The following is a 17,137-nucleotide window of genomic DNA, read 5'->3' as shown; positions in this document are numbered from 1 at the left end:
AAATGTCAGTAAAGCAAAGAACTTTGAAGAGTGAATTCTCTTTGAGCGGAAAAGGCTTGCATACCGGTAAAATGGTAACGGCTACTTTTAAGCCGGCGGAAGAGAACTTTGGGTACAAAATACATCGGGTAGATTTGGAAGGAGCCCCTGAAATTCCCGCTTTGGCTGAATATATTAAATTGATGGATCGTGCCAGCTGTCTGGAAAAAGACGGGATTTGCGTGTTCACGATGGAACATGCCATGGCTGCTCTTTACGGTTGTGGTATTGATAATTGCTTGATCGAGTTGAACGGGGAGGAATTCCCGATACTGGACGGGAGTTCAAAATATTTCGTGGAAGCCATTGAAAAAACCGGAATCGAGGAACAATCGGCAGAACGGAAATATTTCGTGGTGAAGGAACAAATGGAATATTGCAGTGAAGATGGGCAAACCAAATTGACCTTGTTGCCGGATACGGATTATAACGTGAATCTGGTGGTGGCTTACGATTCTCCTTATTTGCAGATGCAATATGCGGCCTATTCCGACAAGACGACGGATTTTGCCAAGGAGATAGCTCCTTGTCGTACTTTCGTGTTTTTGCGGGAATTGGAGATGTTGTTAAAACATAACTTGATAAAGGGAGGAGATTTGGATAACGCTATCGTGATTGTAGACCGGGAAATCTCTCAGTCAGAGGTAGATCATTTGGCGAAATTATTCAATCATGATTCCATAGAGGTAAAACAAGGGGTGTTGAATAACTTGACCTTGTATTTCGATAACGAGCCGGCTCGTCATAAATTATTGGATGTTATCGGGGACTTGGCATTATGCGGACGTTTTATCAAAGGACGCGTTATAGCTGAAAGACCGGGACATAAGGCAAACACGACGATGGCTCGGAAAATGTATAAAGCGATAGCACAAGCGGAACGCGAGGATGTTCGTCCGGATGTGGATACGGATTCCGAGCCTATGATGGATGTGAACAAAGTACGTGCTTTATTGCCTCACCGTCCTCCTTTCTTGTTGGTGGACAAGATTTACGAGGTAACGGATGATATCGTGATCGGTTGCAAGAACGTGACCATGAACGAACCTTTCTTCGTGGGACACTTCCCGGAAGAACCTGTTATGCCGGGCGTGCTGATCGTGGAAGCCATGGCACAATGTGGAGGTATCCTTGTATTGAATCAAGTGGAAGACCCGGAGAATTATTCCACTTATTTCGTAAAAATTGATGGAATTAAATTCCGTCGTAAAGTAGTTCCGGGAGATACTTTAGTGTTCAAATTAGTCAAGATTGCTCCCATACGGCGCGGTATCGTGACGATGAGGGGATATGCTTTCGTTGGTAAAAATTTAGTTTGTGAAGTAGGAGAATTTATGGCGCAAGTTGCAAAAACCAAGAAGGATTAGTAAACTTGCACCCGCTAAAATGAAAATAATATATACTATTAAATAAAAAACGAATGAAACAACCGTTAGCTTATGTTCATCCTGAAGCACAAATTGCTGATAACGTGGTGATTGATCCGTTCGTGACAATTGACAAGAATGTTATCATCGAGGAAGGAACAAGGATTGGCTCGAATGTTACTATTCTGGAAGGGGCACATATCGGGAAGAATTGCAAGATATTTCCGGGTGCTGTTATTTCCGCTATTCCCCAAGACTTGAAGTTTAGAGGGGAAAAATCAATTGTCGTTATTGGAGATAACACAACCATACGTGAATGTGTTACTGTAAATAGAGGTACTGCCGCGAAGGGCATTACCCAAATTGGTAATAATTGTTTGATAATGGCTTACGCGCACGTGGCGCACGATTGTCGAATTGGAAATAATTGTATTGTAACGAATGCCTGCCAGTTGGCCGGAGAGGTTGAAATGGACGATTTCGCTATTCTGGGCGGAATGAGTGCCGTGCATCAATTCGTGCATATCGGACGTCACGTGATGATTTCCGGTGGCTCATTGATCGGAAAAGATGTGCCCCCGTACGTGAAAGCCGGAAGAGTACCATTGTCTTATGCCGGTGTAAACTCTATCGGGTTACGTCGCCGCGAGTTCTCCAACGAGAAAATCAATGAGATTCAAGACATCTATCGGATTCTTTTCCAGTCCGGTCTGAATAATACAGACGCTATCGAACGGATTGAGGCAGAAATGCCGGCATCAAAAGAGCGTGATGAAATCATCATGTTCGTGCGGAATAGCAAACGGGGTATCATGAAGGGATATATGGGATAGCCTTATTTATAGATTAGAACAATAAAAAAGCACTTCTTGCGGGAAGTGCTTTTTTTATTGTGCTAATCCTGATAATTATAATTTCGGACCTGCTGCAACCAATGCTTTTCCGGCTTCGTTGCCTTCGAACTTCTTGAAGTTCTTGATAAAGCGTTCAGACAAGTCTTTTGCTTTTGTTTCCCATTCGCTGGCGTTGCTATACGTGTCGCGAGGATCAAGGATTTTCGGGTCAACTCCCGGTAATGCGGTCGGAACTTGGAAGTTGAAGTACGGGATGTCCTTGGTCGGGGCTTTGTCGATAGAACCATCGAGGATAGCGTCGATGATACCGCGGGTATCTTTGATAGAGATACGTTTTCCGGTTCCGTTCCATCCGGTGTTCACCAAATAGGCTTTCGCTCCTTCTTTTTCCATCTTTTTCACCAGCTCTTCCGCGTATTTGGTCGGGTGCAATGACAAGAATGCCGCACCGAAGCAAGCGGAGAAGGTCGGGGTCGGTTCGGTAATACCACGTTCCGTACCTGCCAACTTAGCCGTGAATCCGGACAAGAAGTAATATTTCGTTTGTTCCGGGGTTAAGATAGATACCGGGGGTAATACTCCGAACGCGTCAGCAGACAAGAAAATAACTTGTTTTGCAGCCGGGCCCTTGGATACCGGTTTCACGATATTCTTGATGTGATAGATCGGGTAAGAAACACGGGTGTTTTCAGTAACCGATTTGTCGTTGAAGTCAATCTTCCCGTTAGCGTCTACCGTTACGTTCTCCAGCAACGCGTCACGTTTGATAGCGTTGTAGATATCCGGTTCAGCCTCTTTGCTCAGGTTGATAACCTTGGCGTAGCATCCGCCTTCGTAGTTGAACACGCCTTCGTCGTCCCATCCGTGCTCGTCGTCACCGATCAGAAGACGTTTCGGGTCGGTAGACAAGGTGGTTTTACCCGTACCGGACAAACCGAAGAAGATAGCGGTATTCTTACCGTTCATATCCGTGTTGGCGGAGCAGTGCATGGAAGCGATGCCGCGCAACGGGTTCAAGTAGTTCATGATAGAGAAGATACCTTTCTTCATTTCACCACCGTACCAAGTGTTCAAGATAACTTGTTCTTTGGTCTTCAAGTTGAAAACGGTAGCGGTTTCCGAATTTAATCCTAATTCTTTAAAGTTATCCACTTTTGCTTTAGCGGCATTGAAAGAAACGAAATCGGGTTCACCGTAGTTTGCCAATTCCTCCTCTGTCGGGCGAATGAACATGTTCTTTACAAAGTGAGCCTGCCATGCAACTTCCATGATGAAACGCACTTTCAGACGAGTACCTTCGTTAGCCCCGCAGAACGTATCCACCACGTACAATTTCTTGTTGGACAATTCTTTCACGGCTTTTGCTTTCAGGTCAGCCCATGCTTCTTCCGAGCAGGGTTTGTTGTCGTTCTTGTATTCGTCAGTCGTCCACCACACGGAGTCTGCGCTGGCTTCATTCATCACAAAGAATTTATCTTTGGGAGAACGTCCGGTATAGATGCCGGTCATCACGTTCACGGCTCCGAGTTCGGTTACATATCCTTTTTCGTACCCTTCCAAAGTAGGGTCTGTTTCAGCCTTGTATAATTCTTCGTACGAGGGGTTGTGTAAGATTTCTTTTACCCCTGTAATTCCATAAATGCTTAAATCTAATTTTGCCATGGCAATAAATTTATGTTTGTAAATTAATTAATTCTTTTTTTCTGTAATCAGACCACAAAAATAGGAAACATTTTTATAAAAACAATCAAGATTCCCACTCCAGCGAGTCTTTATATATAATTAACACCTCATCTTATCCGTCCCTGTGTCGTACTGTATTTATCCTGTTGTATACCATTTGTACGTGAGGGTCGATGAATTTGTTCGGGTCGATCTCCTGTATGTAACTGTCGGTAAATACGGGATTTAATTTATTGTCTATCCGGTTTCGCCCGATAGCGGTCAGTGCTGCGCTTTGCAGGAAAGGAGAGTCGGATTGCAGGTATCCGTCTACCCGGCTTTTCAAATCTTTACCTTTTGCAAGCACCAGCGTCCCGAAATATTCGGCGATCTCGAAGCTATGACAATGCTCTAACAATTGTGTAATTTTTTCAGTAATCAAATCCTCGACGGGGAACAAAAAGCACGCGACGATTTGTTCTTCCCGTCTTCCTGTACCCCACAAGAGTTGTGCCAATTTTTGTTCTTTAGGGTAACGGGTGGCCAAATTTTTTAAAGAGAGATAACTAGCCCCGATTTGTCCTCGGGTGTCAGCCCCCACGTTCTCCATACTGTCGAGGCTTCTTCCGTTTTGCAGGCGGAAAATACGGCGGCTGATTTCCTTGAAGGTTTGTTCCGTTTCTTTGCTTATCGGGTATACTTCCATTATTCCTCGGTGTATTAATGAAAAATTCGCATCGCAAAAGTAGAGATAAATAAATGATTCGGGGAAAGAAATTATATATTTTACAACATATACAAACGTTTGTGTAGAAGTTGCTTATATTAAAGTTTCTAAATGTGTTAAATATTTATTAAGATTTGGACGTGCAATCGTTCTATCACGAGATATCGCTAATTTCGTGCGGTGAAGTTGTAATATGAGTATATCAATATTTTAATAATACGAATGATGATAAAGTTTTTCACGAGTGCATTGCTTTGTTTTCTTGTTTTGACCGGTGTGTGTCAGAAGGCGAATTTCAAGCAGGCAGAGAGGTTTATGAAGATGGACGCGAAGAATCTGACCGGTTCGACGGTTGTCTATCCGAATTATTTGAAAAAGAGTGACAAATTCTGGTACTCGTACCGGAAGGCGGACGGGACACGCTATTTCTTCGTGGACCCCAAGGCAAAATCACAACGGGAGATGTTCGACCGGGATTTTATGGCGGCAGAGATCAGTAAAGTGACTCATAAACCCGTGAACAAAAGCGAACTCCCGATCACGGGCATTTCTTTCAAGGAAGATCAGAAGACGATGAAATTCATGGTTGACACGTTCCGTTTCGAGTACAATATTTACACGAAGCAACTTGTCAAAATTGATTCCGCCCGGAAGAAGCCGACTCCACCCGCTAAACCGAAAAGAACAGGATTGTTCGGGGCGTATTCCCCGGATAGTACCTATATCGTGTATGCCAAGGGGCATAATTTGTACATGTTGCGCGTGAAAGATTCGGTTGAAACACAATTGACTACCGATGGGGAGTTGAAGTACTCGTATGCCGCTTCGGATTCGGATACTTCTACGTCAAGAAAGTCGGCACGTGTAACTTGGTTCGAAAATTCCGAACGTTTCTACGTGCGCCGTACTGACCGCAGGAAGATTAAATCCTTGTTTATCGTCAATTCTCTGAGCCAGCGTCCCGCGCTCAACGAGTACCAATACGTGATGGCGGGTGACGAGAACGTGCAACAGGAAGAACTTTATCTTTTCGATACCCTGAACAAGAAAGAGATCAAAGTCCCCGTGGAGAAATGGAAAGATCAGACTATTCGTTTGTTCACTCCCGGGAAGAAAGTGGAGAGTCTTTATTTCTTGCGGAAGAAAAGAACGTGTGACGAGATAGACTTCTGTCAGGTAAACCCTGAAACGGGAGAGGTTAAGGTGTTGTTTAACGAGATCAGCAAGCCTTATTTCAATAATGAATTTTTCCATTTGTCATTATTGAATGACGGGAAAGATATTATCTGGTGGTCAGAGCGTACCGGGCACGGTCATTTCTATCTTTACGACGGGGAAGGTAATTTGAAGAACGCGATATCTTCCGGTGCATGGACTTCCGGGAAGATGGTTAAGATAGATACCGTCGGGCGTACCATTTATTTCGAGGGATACGGTCAGGTGAAAGGGGAATGTCCTTATTTCGCCCGGATAAACAAGGCTCGTCTGGACGGGAACGGTCAGGTGGAGATGTTGACGCCGGAGCAGGCGACTCACGAGGCGGCTTTCTCCGAGTCGGGACGCTATTTCGTGGATAATTACTCCCGTGTCGATCTGGAACCCGCGAGCGTACTGAGGGATAACAAGGGAAAGAAGATTCTCGATCTGGCTTCGCCCGATTTAACGGCTCTTTACGAGACGGGATGGCGGATGCCGGAACCGTTTACAATCAAGGCGGCGGACGGGGTAACCGATCTGTACGGTTACATGTGGAAACCGGCTGATTTCGATTCCACGAAAGTGTATCCTATCATTTCGTATGTTTACCCGGGGCCCCAGACGGAAGCTATCCCCTTGAAATTTAGCGTGAAATCGGCTTATAATACCGCATTGTCGCAAGTAGGTTTTATCGTGGTGACTTTCGGGCACCGGGGTGGCAGCCCGCTACGGGACAAGTGGTATCATACCTTTGGTTATAACAATCTTCGCGATTATCCTTTGGCGGATGATAAATTCGGGATCGAGCAATTGGCGGATAGATTCTCTTTCATCGACAAAACGAAAGTGGGTATCTTCGGTCATTCCGGCGGCGGATTTATGTCCACGGCGGCAATATGTACCTATCCGGATTTTTACACGGCAGCAGTTTCTTCTGCGGGGAACCACGATAATAATATATACAACCAGTGGTGGGGGGAAACACATCACGGGATAAGGGAAATCAAATCGTTCGAGAAAAAGACCGTGAAAGATTCCGTGACGGGAAAGGATACCACGACCACAGTGGAGAAAGTGAAATTTGAAACCCGTATTCCCACGAATATCGAGTTGGCGAAAAATCTGAAAGGTTATTTGATGCTGGTAACGGGTGATGCGGATAATAACGTGCATCCGGCGAACACCCTTCGCATGGCTGATGCCCTTTTGCGTGCCGGAAAGAATTTCGATTTGGTGATATTACCCGGTCAGAGTCACGGTTTCTCGGGAATGCCGCAAGAATTTTACCAACGGAAAATGTGGTTCCATTTCGCCAAGTACCTGTTGGGTGATTTTTCTTCCGATCAGTTCCGGGAGATTGACGCTTTCATGCGACTATAAAAGAATGAGAGCCAATGGCTCTCATTCTTTTATAGTCGCATTGATTTTTTCGATCAATTGTTCTGTGGTTAACTCCATTTTTTCAATTGCCATCCAAGTTACGATGTTTTCCCGGTTCGACAAGTAGAGGCGGGGGATCGTGCTATTGGCGAAAAGCGAGAAAACTTCCCGCTTGGAGTCGAGGAAGAATGGCATCGTGAATTTTTCCTTTTCCCAGTATTTGTTGACCGTGGAAGCGGTTTCTTCTCTGGAAACAGCGACAAGCCTGAAATCGGGGTTCTCTTTCAATTTTTTCCATACTTCCTCGATTTTCGGTAATTCCCGTTCGCAATCCGAACAAGTGGTCACGAAGAACACGAGCAAAGTCACCTGTCCTTCCAGTTCCTCGCTGTTCAATTCTTCCCCGGCAGCGTTCTTCACGGTAAAATCCGGCAGTTTGTCACCTGCCTCGATATAGTTTTCAATTTCAACCTCTTGGTCTTTATCTTTCACGCAAGAAGAAAAGAGCAACGCGAATAACGTAAGCAATATAACAGATATAATCTTCATAATCTTGTTTCTAATTTCAGCGTGAAGATAGTGAATTACATGGAATTATAAAAATATTACGTGTTTTATGCATCGAGAAGTAAGTATATATGCATAAAAACGAAAGCGGAAATTCTTGTATGTTTGCGTGTGATAAAATAAACGATTACTTATTATGGATAAAAAAGAGAATATTTTGCGAGAGGATTTTGCGGCTGCTCCTTGTCTGGTTGCCGGGTACGAGAACTTTATGGACGGATTGCTGGATATCGTGCGTTCCGGTAGGGTAGATGCGACAATGGGCGAACAGGTGAAAACGTACGTGTTGGATTTCGTGAGGAATAACCCGTTGGCTGCATTTGACCGATTCGCGGATGATACGTATGTTCGCGACTATATCGGACGGGATGCCCGCACGGGATGGGAAGCTATCGTGATGTCGTGGAAGAAGGGCAATCGTACCGCCATTCACTCGCACCCGCAGTTTGCCGGGTATACCTTTGCCGACGGGGAGTTCCTTGTCGAGATATTCGAACCTTGTGAAGGGGGTATCCGTTTAGTCGATGAATTGAGAATCAATGATGTTTTAGGATTATACGCCATCGGGGAAGCCGGAAAATTCGACAATCATATCCATCGTATCACCTGTCTGAGCGATACGGCGCACAGCCTGCACGTGTATTCGGACGATGCATTAAAGGGTAAAAAAATGGATGGGGTGAAAATATATCAAGATTAATGGGAAAGTGTAAAGTCAATTATCTATTATTCCAGAGTTCATAATCTTAGCTTTTATTCTCAAAAAACTTGTGTTTTCTATTTTGACAGGAGAATTTAAAATTTGATTTGCGACTTTTTTTGCATTTAAAGAATCTCTTTCATGCAGATAAAGCTTGAATAATTTATATTTTGGTGTTATTCGAGAAGGAATCATATTTAACGCAATGGTGTAATAAGTCTTTGCTTCTTGATATTTCTCTTGTTGGTGATAAATCGTACCTAAATCACAATATATTTCTAGACAAGGATAAATCAATAATGCATCTTTAAGAACTGGTAAAGCATTATTCCAATCCTTACTCTGAAACATTTGTTTTGCAAACCACATCATAAATTGGGGATGATATTTCAATTTATGATATTGTTTAAGAATATCGTCTTGACAAAAAGGCTCATTAAAATTATTGTATTCTTTCACGCGTGTATCTATTAAATAATAATAGTGCATTTTACATACTCCCAAAAACATAAATGTCGGAGCGATCCATAATATACCTATTAATAATTGATGGGAAATATCAAATAACAATAGTGTTTTGTGTGGCAAATTAGCTGTGAAGAAACAAAATATCAGTAGAAATATATATGCATCTGAAGGATATGAAAATAATGAAAATACAATCAAAACGATTAAACCATTATAAATAATAATATTATCATATTTTTTCAACAATGAAAATAAAAGGATCAAGAACAATATTAAGCCAGCAATACCCATCTCCACGGAAATCTTAATGAGTTCATTGTATGCATATTCGACATTATCCGCTAACATTGAATTATTAGATTGTGGATTTTTCTCGAAATAGTCAGCTTGATAGTGCATATAATTTCCTCTAAAACCATTAATTCCATGTCCCCATAGTGGTTTGTCCCTAATCATTTCTAAAGATCTTTCCCAAATGAACAGTCTGCCATTTGCTGAAATTGGTTTATATTGATACAATATAATTGACAACAAGATCACAATTATTCCACATCCTAGAAAGAGTAACAATTCCTTTTTTCTTGTCCATCTATGCCATCTATTTTTTAGTGGCGTTAGTAGTATGCAACTAAAAACAGCCAGCCATGCAGTTCTAGAATCGGACAAATAAAGCCCCCAAACCATAAACATGGAGCAGGTAATAAAAATGTACCCTTTTTTATTTTTCTGTTGCAAATAATTTTTACCTACACTCAACGCCATGATGAATGAGATTGCGAGAAAGCCACCTAATAATGCAGGGTTATGAAATGTTCCCGTGGTATTGAAAAACTGATGATACCCATAAATAACAAATTGGGATTGAAGAATAACTAAAATTGTTTGAATAACGCCACAAATAACGAGTAAATAGGTTATAACCCAGAAGAAAGATTGTAATCTAAATAATATGTACCAACAAGTTAGTGATAGCAATTTTAATGAATGTAATTCATGACCACCTTGCGAGGTAAATAATCTACCGATGTAAAATACACAAAACACGAGTAAAATAATATCTATCGAAGATAGATGAATACTTTTCTTTAAAATCAATTGATAGATAACGGGTGGAGTAAGGATAATTATTAAAAGTAGGCTTATCTGGTTTTCTATAAAAATACCAGAATAAAAAATAGGAGCAAAAACAAGTATAAGGAATGCTGAACTTGAAATTCCTTTTGTCAAAAGATATGTAAGTAAAACTTGTTTCATCTTAATTCTATAAGGTTGGTCAGAATATAGCATAAGAACATTCTATTACAATGAAATGCCTAAATATTCTCATGGGCTTTATTCTGACACAACTTTATCTTTATTTTTCATCAAGTACAAAGCAATCCCAAGAAAATTCATTATTATCGTAATCTATAATGGCTTTTACTTGTACACTTACAGGTTTTCCATCTAAGATTGCCGGAGCCCATTTTACTTCGGTGCTAAATAAGCGTCCCGGGAACATTTGCCCTGTAATAATAGGTTCAATTTGTCTGTGATGTAAATCATCTGTGTATTCCAGATTTGAAAAATAGCCATCTTTATTTACTATAAAACTGAATTTTATACTTCCTAATACGGGAGATGCGTTTACGGGATATTCAATTTTTTCCACGCTATAGCTGTTTTTAGAATAAATGTGCATAGCAACTTGGTGAATATACCTAGTCAAGTTGTATCTTTTCCCGTAAAATCTTTTATCCGGTTCTCCCCATTTTGGTCCTTCGTCAAGTATGACAAGGTCACCTTTTGTGTTCAAACTGATAGAGAAGGTTAAACTGGAAGTTATTTTTTTGCCATTTTCTCGACTCGCTTTCCAATTTCGTGAAATTGATATTACTCGTTTTATTTCGTTTACAAGAGCTGTATCAGAAAGGTTTTCAACAATACAATTTTTAATTTTTCCTCTTTTAGTTACAGAAAAATCAGTCTCAAAATTAATTTTACGTGAAATGTTGTTCGAATAGGCTGTGTTACTAAATAATAGATCAGATTCCGTAAGATTAACACGAAATGGTATATGCTGATGCAGTATTTGGTTCGATAACCAAATAGGGAACGAAACTGTAGCTTCTTTGCTTTGGAACATGACGTTTTCGTTGTTCATTTTTTTGCATTTTCTATTTTCAGCTTGCGTTGATAGAGTATGAAAGCTCAAGAAAATAGCAAACAGAAACCATGTACTTGTTTTGAATGTTTTAAAAATCATGTTATTGAATTTGGAATTGTTTATTTTTTACGTCCGCAACGAGCACAATATCCCCCGGATAGGGTGCCTGTTTTTTGGCCACAGTCGTTACACGTACTTAAAGTCGGGAAACAAATAGGACAATCCCACATACTCTTATTTGGGTTGTTATGATGGGTGCAATCACAATAACGTAACATCTTTCCGCAATACGTGCAGAAAGGATAGGGTTCGGTACTACCACCGCCACCGCCTTCTGAAGAACTGTACATCGCTACCGCATCATTCTTAAAGAAATCGTATCCTTCAAGGAGATTGTTCATTGTTTCACCCTCGTGATGCTCTTCGCTTACACTTGTGGTTTCTACGACTTTTCCTGCTTCGTATTTCTCGACTTCAGTGATTGCGCCATCCAGCGTCGTGTATATAACAATCCCTGAATACTCGGTGTTTTTTTGAGACAGATTGAATGAGTTAATCTGGCTTTCGCTTGATTTGCCGTTTTCGGGAAGAAGTGTCATGATCCGGCATATCATTTCACCTGTTGTTTTTTGAGAGATGACCATTTTTTGAGCTAGAGAAATCATGTCCTTGGAAGATTTTTTTTGGACATAGTATTTTTCTAAGGTGGTAATTGGAATATTTACAAAACTCGACTTTTCGTTAACAGTAACCACGGCGTTATTCCATTTAGGCGTAAAATTCACCGGGGTTAAGCCTGTGAATTCTGGAATATTCTCTTCTTCTTCGGAATTTATACCTCTTGACAAAGATTTTTGCAAGATGTTCTTTTGAATAGAAGTTTCAAAAAACGTTTTGGCGTCATTTACTGTCAATTTTGTAGAATTAATACGACTTGAAGATACGTTTTCTTTATTACAAGCATATACTATTAAAGAAAGTATAGTTGAAATAATAATAAAATAATTTCTATTTTTCATAGGTTTTGATTTTTGAAATAATACATAAATTTTTAATAGATGTGTTTTTGTTTTTTATATTTCCTCCTTTCTTTTTAGTTTGGTATTTATCCCGATTCTGAAATTATTGTTGATTATTTGTTATAATGTCATGATATATAAACAATTGCTTCCCATTTCTGTAAATGAAAGGGAGTTCCTCTATACCTTGATCCAGATTTTTCAACCAATATATCTTGTTTAATGGTATGTTCTTAAATTTTAAGTAGTTATACTTTGCGGTTATCGTATCTATTTCAATCCATCTATTATCCCAATACAATAATTTATACCGGTTACCGGGTATTATGGAGTTTTCTGCATTTAATGGAGCCATCCTGATCGTTTTTACTCTGACAGGAGATTCTAGGTGCAAATAGATATCGGGTTGTGAAGAAGCGGTTTGCATATTCTGATCGAACATTCGTTGGCTCTTAAAGTCGTATATATTTTTTTCAATAACTTGCAATTGTTGTTTATATGGACAAAGAGTGTCCGCATCGTCCATAATGGGTAACGGAGAAGCTGGCTCAGTGTAAGGATAATGAAAGGTGGAGTCAATTAAGAATTCCAACCAAGAAATATTAGAACGACGATTAGTGGCAGGCGAAGCATACTTAAAGTATTTAAAACTTCTCGACTCTGATATTTTGAAATCCTGCAAATAAGGTTGGGGGGCGTGTGATATTGTATACAGTAAAACAGAATCAGAAAAATCATCACGGTTGGCTCCATAAAATTTTCCTCCAATCATTTTTTTGGCGATATCAATCATTTTTCGTTTTCGTGGATATTTTCTACTCACAATAATGTCCCCTGTACTTTGAGATGAAGAGATAGGTGGAAAAGGTATGATTTTATAGCGACTGGCGCGTAAAGAATCTTTTTGTATATAGAATGGTGAGCTGAAATAAACAATCTCATTTCCCCTGAAAAATGCAGGAAAGTATAAGGTGTTGTACATGGCATTTATATATTCTACTTTATTCCTTTCATGATCGATTTTACCCCAACACACGGGTAATATACCAGAAGGGTTGTTATTAAAAGCGTATAAATAGGCTAAATTATTATCTGATTCTTCTTCAAATGGTAATTCTATTTTTACTGTCTCGTAATAACTACTTGTTACATCTTTTATACAAGGTGAGTCAAAATCAGTCGGAACTAATTCATTGGAAGATTTGGTAAAATAAGGACTATCACTTTGTGCAGCGTAAGTATTTCGGATAATATTCAAAGATTCTCCTTGTAGAGGTTCTATTGTGTCTAAACAATTGGTTTGGGGATTGAAATGTCGCCATTTCTTATTGTTATCTAAAAACGAACAGAAATAATGTCTCCCTTTCAATTCTTTGTATGCTGTATTGAAATTTACCATTAGAGGTATGCCGCATGCTCTTAAGATATTACATGCGTTATTCGCCGTATTTATACAATCTACATCTTGCCCGACAAATAAGTCATAGAAACCGATATGTGAGTTTAGAGGGGGGAAGCTAAAAAAGGATTGCATACTTGACACGTAATGGTGATAACGTTTCAAATAACCTGAAAGCTTTTTGTGATTCGTTTTTTCAAGGTGTTTAAACATGAGTTTGTTTAAAAAACGACCATTCTCAAAAAACGAAATTGTTTGAATTGAGCGATACGGTAAAATACATTCACAAAACTCGTTGAAAGACAAATGTCGGCATAGAGGTCCTTTTTGCCATACTTCAAAAGCATTATCAATATGTTGAATAATAAAATCGGCTGAAAGATGTTCGACATCCCAAACGAACGAAGAAGATAATTTAGGAGCTTTAATTATTATTCCTTCGTTTTGTTTAAATGCTTTATAGCTCAATTCTTGCAACTGATATCGTATTGTAGAGTCTTCAAGTTGCTCGTCTTTATAATCCTTGATAATCGTATAATATAAAGAGTCATACTTTTGATGATAGGTTATAATTGCAGTATCCATACTCGACACTTGTACTGTTGTGTAGTGCCATCTCATGTTTGAGAGCAAAAAACAAGCTGCCTTGTATTTCTTTGTTTCTCCTTTGTAATGATTCAGAACTTTTTCAAGCATTATACGATTATTTCCTGCCAATGCGAATGAATCATTAAGATCATAAGATGTAGATTGACAATTATAATTTATCAATATAATGGTGTAAATTAAGCTATAAACAGTCAAATTGTACAATCTAGGACTCATTGTATTAATAATAATTTGTTTTATATTTCATATATAAATACACGATCGACATAGAAAAGGATTAAATAGAAATTAAAAATATTTATTATTTGTACCTTGTGAAGATTTAAAGAGCCTTAGTATTTGGTATATAGCGATGTTTCTGGATATAAGTATTGTAGATAATCTTATCAAGAGTAATTTTTTTTACTCCTTCCTGTTAATATTGTATGTGTATTTAGTCAGCTTTTAATAGTTCTGTATGGTCAGAATTTAAAATGATTCAGTGATTCAAGTTGACATGAGTCATTTGGTAGATAACCAGAAAATATTATTTTTGCAGGCGTGTGAAAATGTTAGTAATAAATTAATTGTATGAGTGTGACAACAAAAAAGAAAGAGAGAGTAAAGTTTAGTAAAGCGTTTTGGGTTGCCAACACGGTAGAGTTGCTGGAGCGTGCCGCCTATTACGGGGTATTTGTCGTGATCACGTTGTATTTGAGCAACGTGCTGGGTTTCACGGATATTCAGGCTGCCACGATCGCGGGAGTTTTTTCCGCTTGTTTGTATTTATTGCCGACATTTTCGGGGGCTCTTGCCGACAAGATCGGCTTCAGGAAATCGATGCTGTTGGCATTTGCCCTGCTGTCGCTGGGGTATTTGGGGCTGGGGTTGTTCCCGAGTTTCCTGTCCACGACGGGGTTGGTTGAATACGGCTACGTGACCAAGTTCACGGGGTTGCAGGAAAGCGGTTATCGTTACGGGATTATTCCGGTTATGATACTGATTATCGTCGGGGGCTCGTTTATCAAGAGCGTGATCTCCGGTACGGTGGCGAAGGAAACGGACGAGAAAAACCGTGCCCGCGGGTTCGCTATTTTTTACGGGATGGTGAATATCGGGGCGTTCTCCGGTAAAGTGCTGGTGACTCCCTTGCGGGATGCCATGGGGCACGAGGGAATGATCGTGTTGAATTATTTCTCGGCGGCGATGACTTTTCTGGCTTTAATAGCGATTTATTTGTTTTACAAGAGTGATAAACACGCCGGGGAAGGGAAAACTTTCCGGCAGATATGGACGGGTTTGGTAAAAGTGTGTTCCAACGGGCGGTTGATCGTGCTGATTTTGATTATCACCGGATTCTGGATGGTGCAACACCAGTTGTACGCCACGATGCCGAAATACGTGACGCGCTTGGCGGGAGAGGCGAGTGCCATCGGTTGGTACGCTAACGTGAACCCGCTGGTGGTCGTGTTGACCGTGAATCTGGTAACTTCATTGATGCGGAAGAAATCGGCCTTGTTCTCGATGACCTGCGGTATGTTTATCATGCCCGTTTCCGCCTTGTGCATGGCGTCCGGGAATATGTTGGGGGGCGGGGAAATCCTCGGGCTGCACCCGGTGGCGTTTATGATGATAGTAGGTATCGTGTTCCAAGGATTGGCGGAAGTGTTTATTTCTCCCCGTTTTCTGGAATATTTCTCGTTACAGGCACCGAAAGGGGAGGAGGGGATGTACCTCGGTTTTAGCCATCTGCATTCCTTTTTGTCATCCATTTTCGGGTTCGGGTTGTCGGGATTCCTGTTGAGCAAGTATTGCCCCGATCGAGCTTTGTTCAGCAGCGAGGCAGAATGGGCTGCCGCTTCGGCTAACGCGCATTATATATGGTATTATTTTGCCGCTATCGCTTTGGTGTCGGCTATTGCCTTGATTATTTACGGTCGGGTGGTACGGCGCATGGATGCCAAAAAGGCTGTGGCATAAGGAATTGTTCCCAATTAGATACAAGACGTCTTCCGCTTTTGCGGGAGGCGTTTTTTGTTTTCGTGGTATTCATGGTTATGGCTTGTGTCACGGACATTTAATAGTAGTGTTTCTCTCTATTAGCTGTATAAGATAGGTTAATAATTAATATAATAGATAGTTTTACTAAATACTATCAATAAATGAATCTCAATTTATTTCCTATTCAATTCCTATTTTTTTACCTTTATAATAGGAGTTGAATGGGAGTTGGTATATAGAAAGTATAACTTAGATTATATGATAATACTTTTTTCAGACTTGTCATCTTCTTGTTAATTACAGTTAATTGGCAGGTCGTGTGGAGATAAACGTGCTGCTCTTTACCGTGATTCCGATAGTGGAAACAGCTTCTTTGTTTTTTGGGTATAAGGCTGTTCACGTGTGAACAGGAATATAATTTCGCGCGGAAAGTTGTAAAAGAATGAAAATTTTTTCTACCTTTGTATTATGGACTGTGCGGAGAGCCGCTGATGATGTCCTGTTTACGATGTTGAGGTTATAATTTGCGTTTCCTTGAAGTAGGATTCAAGACGATTAGTCACGGGAAACGGGATTGCAACACTCATGTCGTTGTATTCGTATATTCTTTATGGATATATAATATAGCGGCGTGGGGTTGCTTTTTCGTGGTGGCGTTCCTACTTCACACGATTAAGTCAACCCCTTTGCCGTTATACTACAGCTCCGGGTTGACTTGTTCAGTCCGGAGTTTTTTTTGAGTTCCGGCTGGAATATAAATACTGGATAACCGGATGATTTTAGCATCAGGTTGTTTTTCAACAATGTAGACAAATTAGAAAAGAAATGGGTGCGGTTTTACATTGAACTTACAATGTTTGCAACCAGCTACTTGATCCCGTGCCCGGAAAGGGGAAAGTTAGCTCCTCCCCTTTCCTTATTTTGGAAAACGAGAGAGGGGAATAACCGGTAGGTAATACCTTGACAAGCTTAGAATACAGGAACGCGGGAGCCATACGCGACTACCACCCGCGTAAAGGGAGA

Annotated in this window: 12 protein-coding genes; 5 read left to right on the top strand and 7 right to left on the bottom strand. The window is 40.4% G+C overall.

The window, feature by feature from the left end:
* Window positions 1–2: 2 nt before the first annotated feature.
* Complete coding sequence (locus L0M98_RS15335; protein WP_099291072.1) at window positions 3–1,406, top strand: bifunctional UDP-3-O-[3-hydroxymyristoyl] N-acetylglucosamine deacetylase/3-hydroxyacyl-ACP dehydratase; 1,404 nt, start codon at window positions 3–5, stop codon at window positions 1,404–1,406.
* Window positions 1,407–1,459: 53 nt separating this feature from the next.
* Window positions 1,460–2,239: an acyl-ACP--UDP-N-acetylglucosamine O-acyltransferase gene (gene lpxA, locus L0M98_RS15330; protein ID WP_099291071.1), complete on the top strand. Its 780-nt coding sequence runs from the start codon at window positions 1,460–1,462 to the stop codon at window positions 2,237–2,239.
* 75 nt (window positions 2,240–2,314) lie between these two features.
* Here lpxA and pckA read toward each other — a convergent pair whose 3' ends face one another.
* Both pckA and L0M98_RS15320 read right to left on the bottom strand, forming a co-directional pair.
* A complete protein-coding gene (pckA, locus tag L0M98_RS15325; protein WP_099291070.1) occupies window positions 2,315–3,922 on the bottom strand; it encodes a phosphoenolpyruvate carboxykinase (ATP) in 1,608 nt (535 codons plus the stop codon).
* Between the two features lie 133 nt (window positions 3,923–4,055).
* Entirely contained in the window at window positions 4,056–4,628 is a 573-nt protein-coding gene (locus L0M98_RS15320) for a DNA alkylation repair protein (protein ID WP_099291069.1), read from the bottom strand.
* 246 nt (window positions 4,629–4,874) lie between these two features.
* On the opposite strand from L0M98_RS15320, the gene L0M98_RS15315 reads away from it, so the two are divergent.
* Complete coding sequence (locus L0M98_RS15315) at window positions 4,875–7,226, top strand: S9 family peptidase (RefSeq protein ID WP_227216937.1); 2,352 nt, start codon at window positions 4,875–4,877, stop codon at window positions 7,224–7,226.
* A gap of 21 nt (window positions 7,227–7,247) precedes the next feature.
* Here the strand turns inward: L0M98_RS15315 and L0M98_RS15310 are convergent, their stop codons facing one another.
* Window positions 7,248–7,775 carry a TlpA family protein disulfide reductase gene (locus L0M98_RS15310; protein ID WP_227216930.1) on the bottom strand — a complete coding sequence of 176 codons (528 nt, stop codon included), beginning with the start codon at window positions 7,773–7,775 and terminating at the stop codon, window positions 7,248–7,250.
* A 154-nt stretch (window positions 7,776–7,929) separates the two neighbouring features.
* Between L0M98_RS15310 and L0M98_RS15305 the strand changes: the two genes are divergently transcribed.
* Entirely contained in the window at window positions 7,930–8,493 is a 564-nt protein-coding gene (locus L0M98_RS15305) for a cysteine dioxygenase (RefSeq protein ID WP_227216931.1), read from the top strand.
* Between the two features lie 15 nt (window positions 8,494–8,508).
* Here the strand turns inward: L0M98_RS15305 and L0M98_RS15300 are convergent, their stop codons facing one another.
* The 4 genes from L0M98_RS15300 to L0M98_RS15285 form a co-directional block, all read right to left on the bottom strand.
* Window positions 8,509–10,215, bottom strand: coding sequence for an O-antigen ligase family protein (locus L0M98_RS15300; protein WP_227216932.1), 1,707 nt, complete (start codon window positions 10,213–10,215; stop codon window positions 8,509–8,511).
* A gap of 100 nt (window positions 10,216–10,315) precedes the next feature.
* A complete protein-coding gene (locus L0M98_RS15295) occupies window positions 10,316–11,206 on the bottom strand; it encodes a hypothetical protein (protein ID WP_227216933.1) in 891 nt (296 codons plus the stop codon).
* Between the two features lie 20 nt (window positions 11,207–11,226).
* Window positions 11,227–12,126, bottom strand: coding sequence for a hypothetical protein (locus L0M98_RS15290; RefSeq protein ID WP_227216934.1), 900 nt, complete (start codon window positions 12,124–12,126; stop codon window positions 11,227–11,229).
* Between the two features lie 103 nt (window positions 12,127–12,229).
* Window positions 12,230–14,221: a hypothetical protein gene (locus L0M98_RS15285; protein ID WP_237961749.1), complete on the bottom strand. Its 1,992-nt coding sequence runs from the start codon at window positions 14,219–14,221 to the stop codon at window positions 12,230–12,232.
* 489 nt (window positions 14,222–14,710) lie between these two features.
* Here L0M98_RS15285 and L0M98_RS15280 point away from each other — a divergent pair, with 489 nt between their 5' ends.
* Entirely contained in the window at window positions 14,711–16,093 is a 1,383-nt protein-coding gene (locus L0M98_RS15280; RefSeq protein WP_227216938.1) for an MFS transporter, read from the top strand.
* Window positions 16,094–17,137 lie beyond the last annotated feature (1,044 nt).

The sequence above is a fragment of the Butyricimonas sp. DFI.6.44 genome, assembly GCF_022132345.1.
GTDB lineage: Bacteria > Bacteroidota > Bacteroidia > Bacteroidales > Marinifilaceae > Butyricimonas > Butyricimonas muris.
The sequence above is the reverse complement of the archived record's forward strand: the minus strand, read 5'-3'. Positions and strand labels throughout refer to the sequence as shown.

What these genes read in the sequence shown, in the direction of transcription:
- L0M98_RS15315 (WP_227216937.1), top strand. Translation starts at nt 4,875, where the DNA reads ATGATAAAGTTTTTCACGAGTGCATTGCTTTGTTTTCTTGTTTTGACC.
- lpxA (WP_099291071.1), top strand. Translation starts at nt 1,460, where the DNA reads ATGAAACAACCGTTAGCTTATGTTCATCCTGAAGCACAAATTGCTGAT.
- L0M98_RS15295 (WP_227216933.1), bottom strand. Translation starts at nt 11,206, where the DNA reads ATGATTTTTAAAACATTCAAAACAAGTACATGGTTTCTGTTTGCTATT.
- L0M98_RS15305 (WP_227216931.1), top strand. Translation starts at nt 7,930, where the DNA reads ATGGATAAAAAAGAGAATATTTTGCGAGAGGATTTTGCGGCTGCTCCT.
- L0M98_RS15285 (WP_237961749.1), bottom strand. Translation starts at nt 14,221, where the DNA reads ATGCTTGAAAAAGTTCTGAATCATTACAAAGGAGAAACAAAGAAATAC.
- L0M98_RS15320 (WP_099291069.1), bottom strand. Translation starts at nt 4,628, where the DNA reads ATGGAAGTATACCCGATAAGCAAAGAAACGGAACAAACCTTCAAGGAA.
- pckA (WP_099291070.1), bottom strand. Translation starts at nt 3,922, where the DNA reads ATGGCAAAATTAGATTTAAGCATTTATGGAATTACAGGGGTAAAAGAA.
- L0M98_RS15335 (WP_099291072.1), top strand. Translation starts at nt 3, where the DNA reads ATGTCAGTAAAGCAAAGAACTTTGAAGAGTGAATTCTCTTTGAGCGGA.
- L0M98_RS15290 (WP_227216934.1), bottom strand. Translation starts at nt 12,126, where the DNA reads ATGAAAAATAGAAATTATTTTATTATTATTTCAACTATACTTTCTTTA.
- L0M98_RS15300 (WP_227216932.1), bottom strand. Translation starts at nt 10,215, where the DNA reads ATGAAACAAGTTTTACTTACATATCTTTTGACAAAAGGAATTTCAAGT.
- L0M98_RS15310 (WP_227216930.1), bottom strand. Translation starts at nt 7,775, where the DNA reads ATGAAGATTATATCTGTTATATTGCTTACGTTATTCGCGTTGCTCTTT.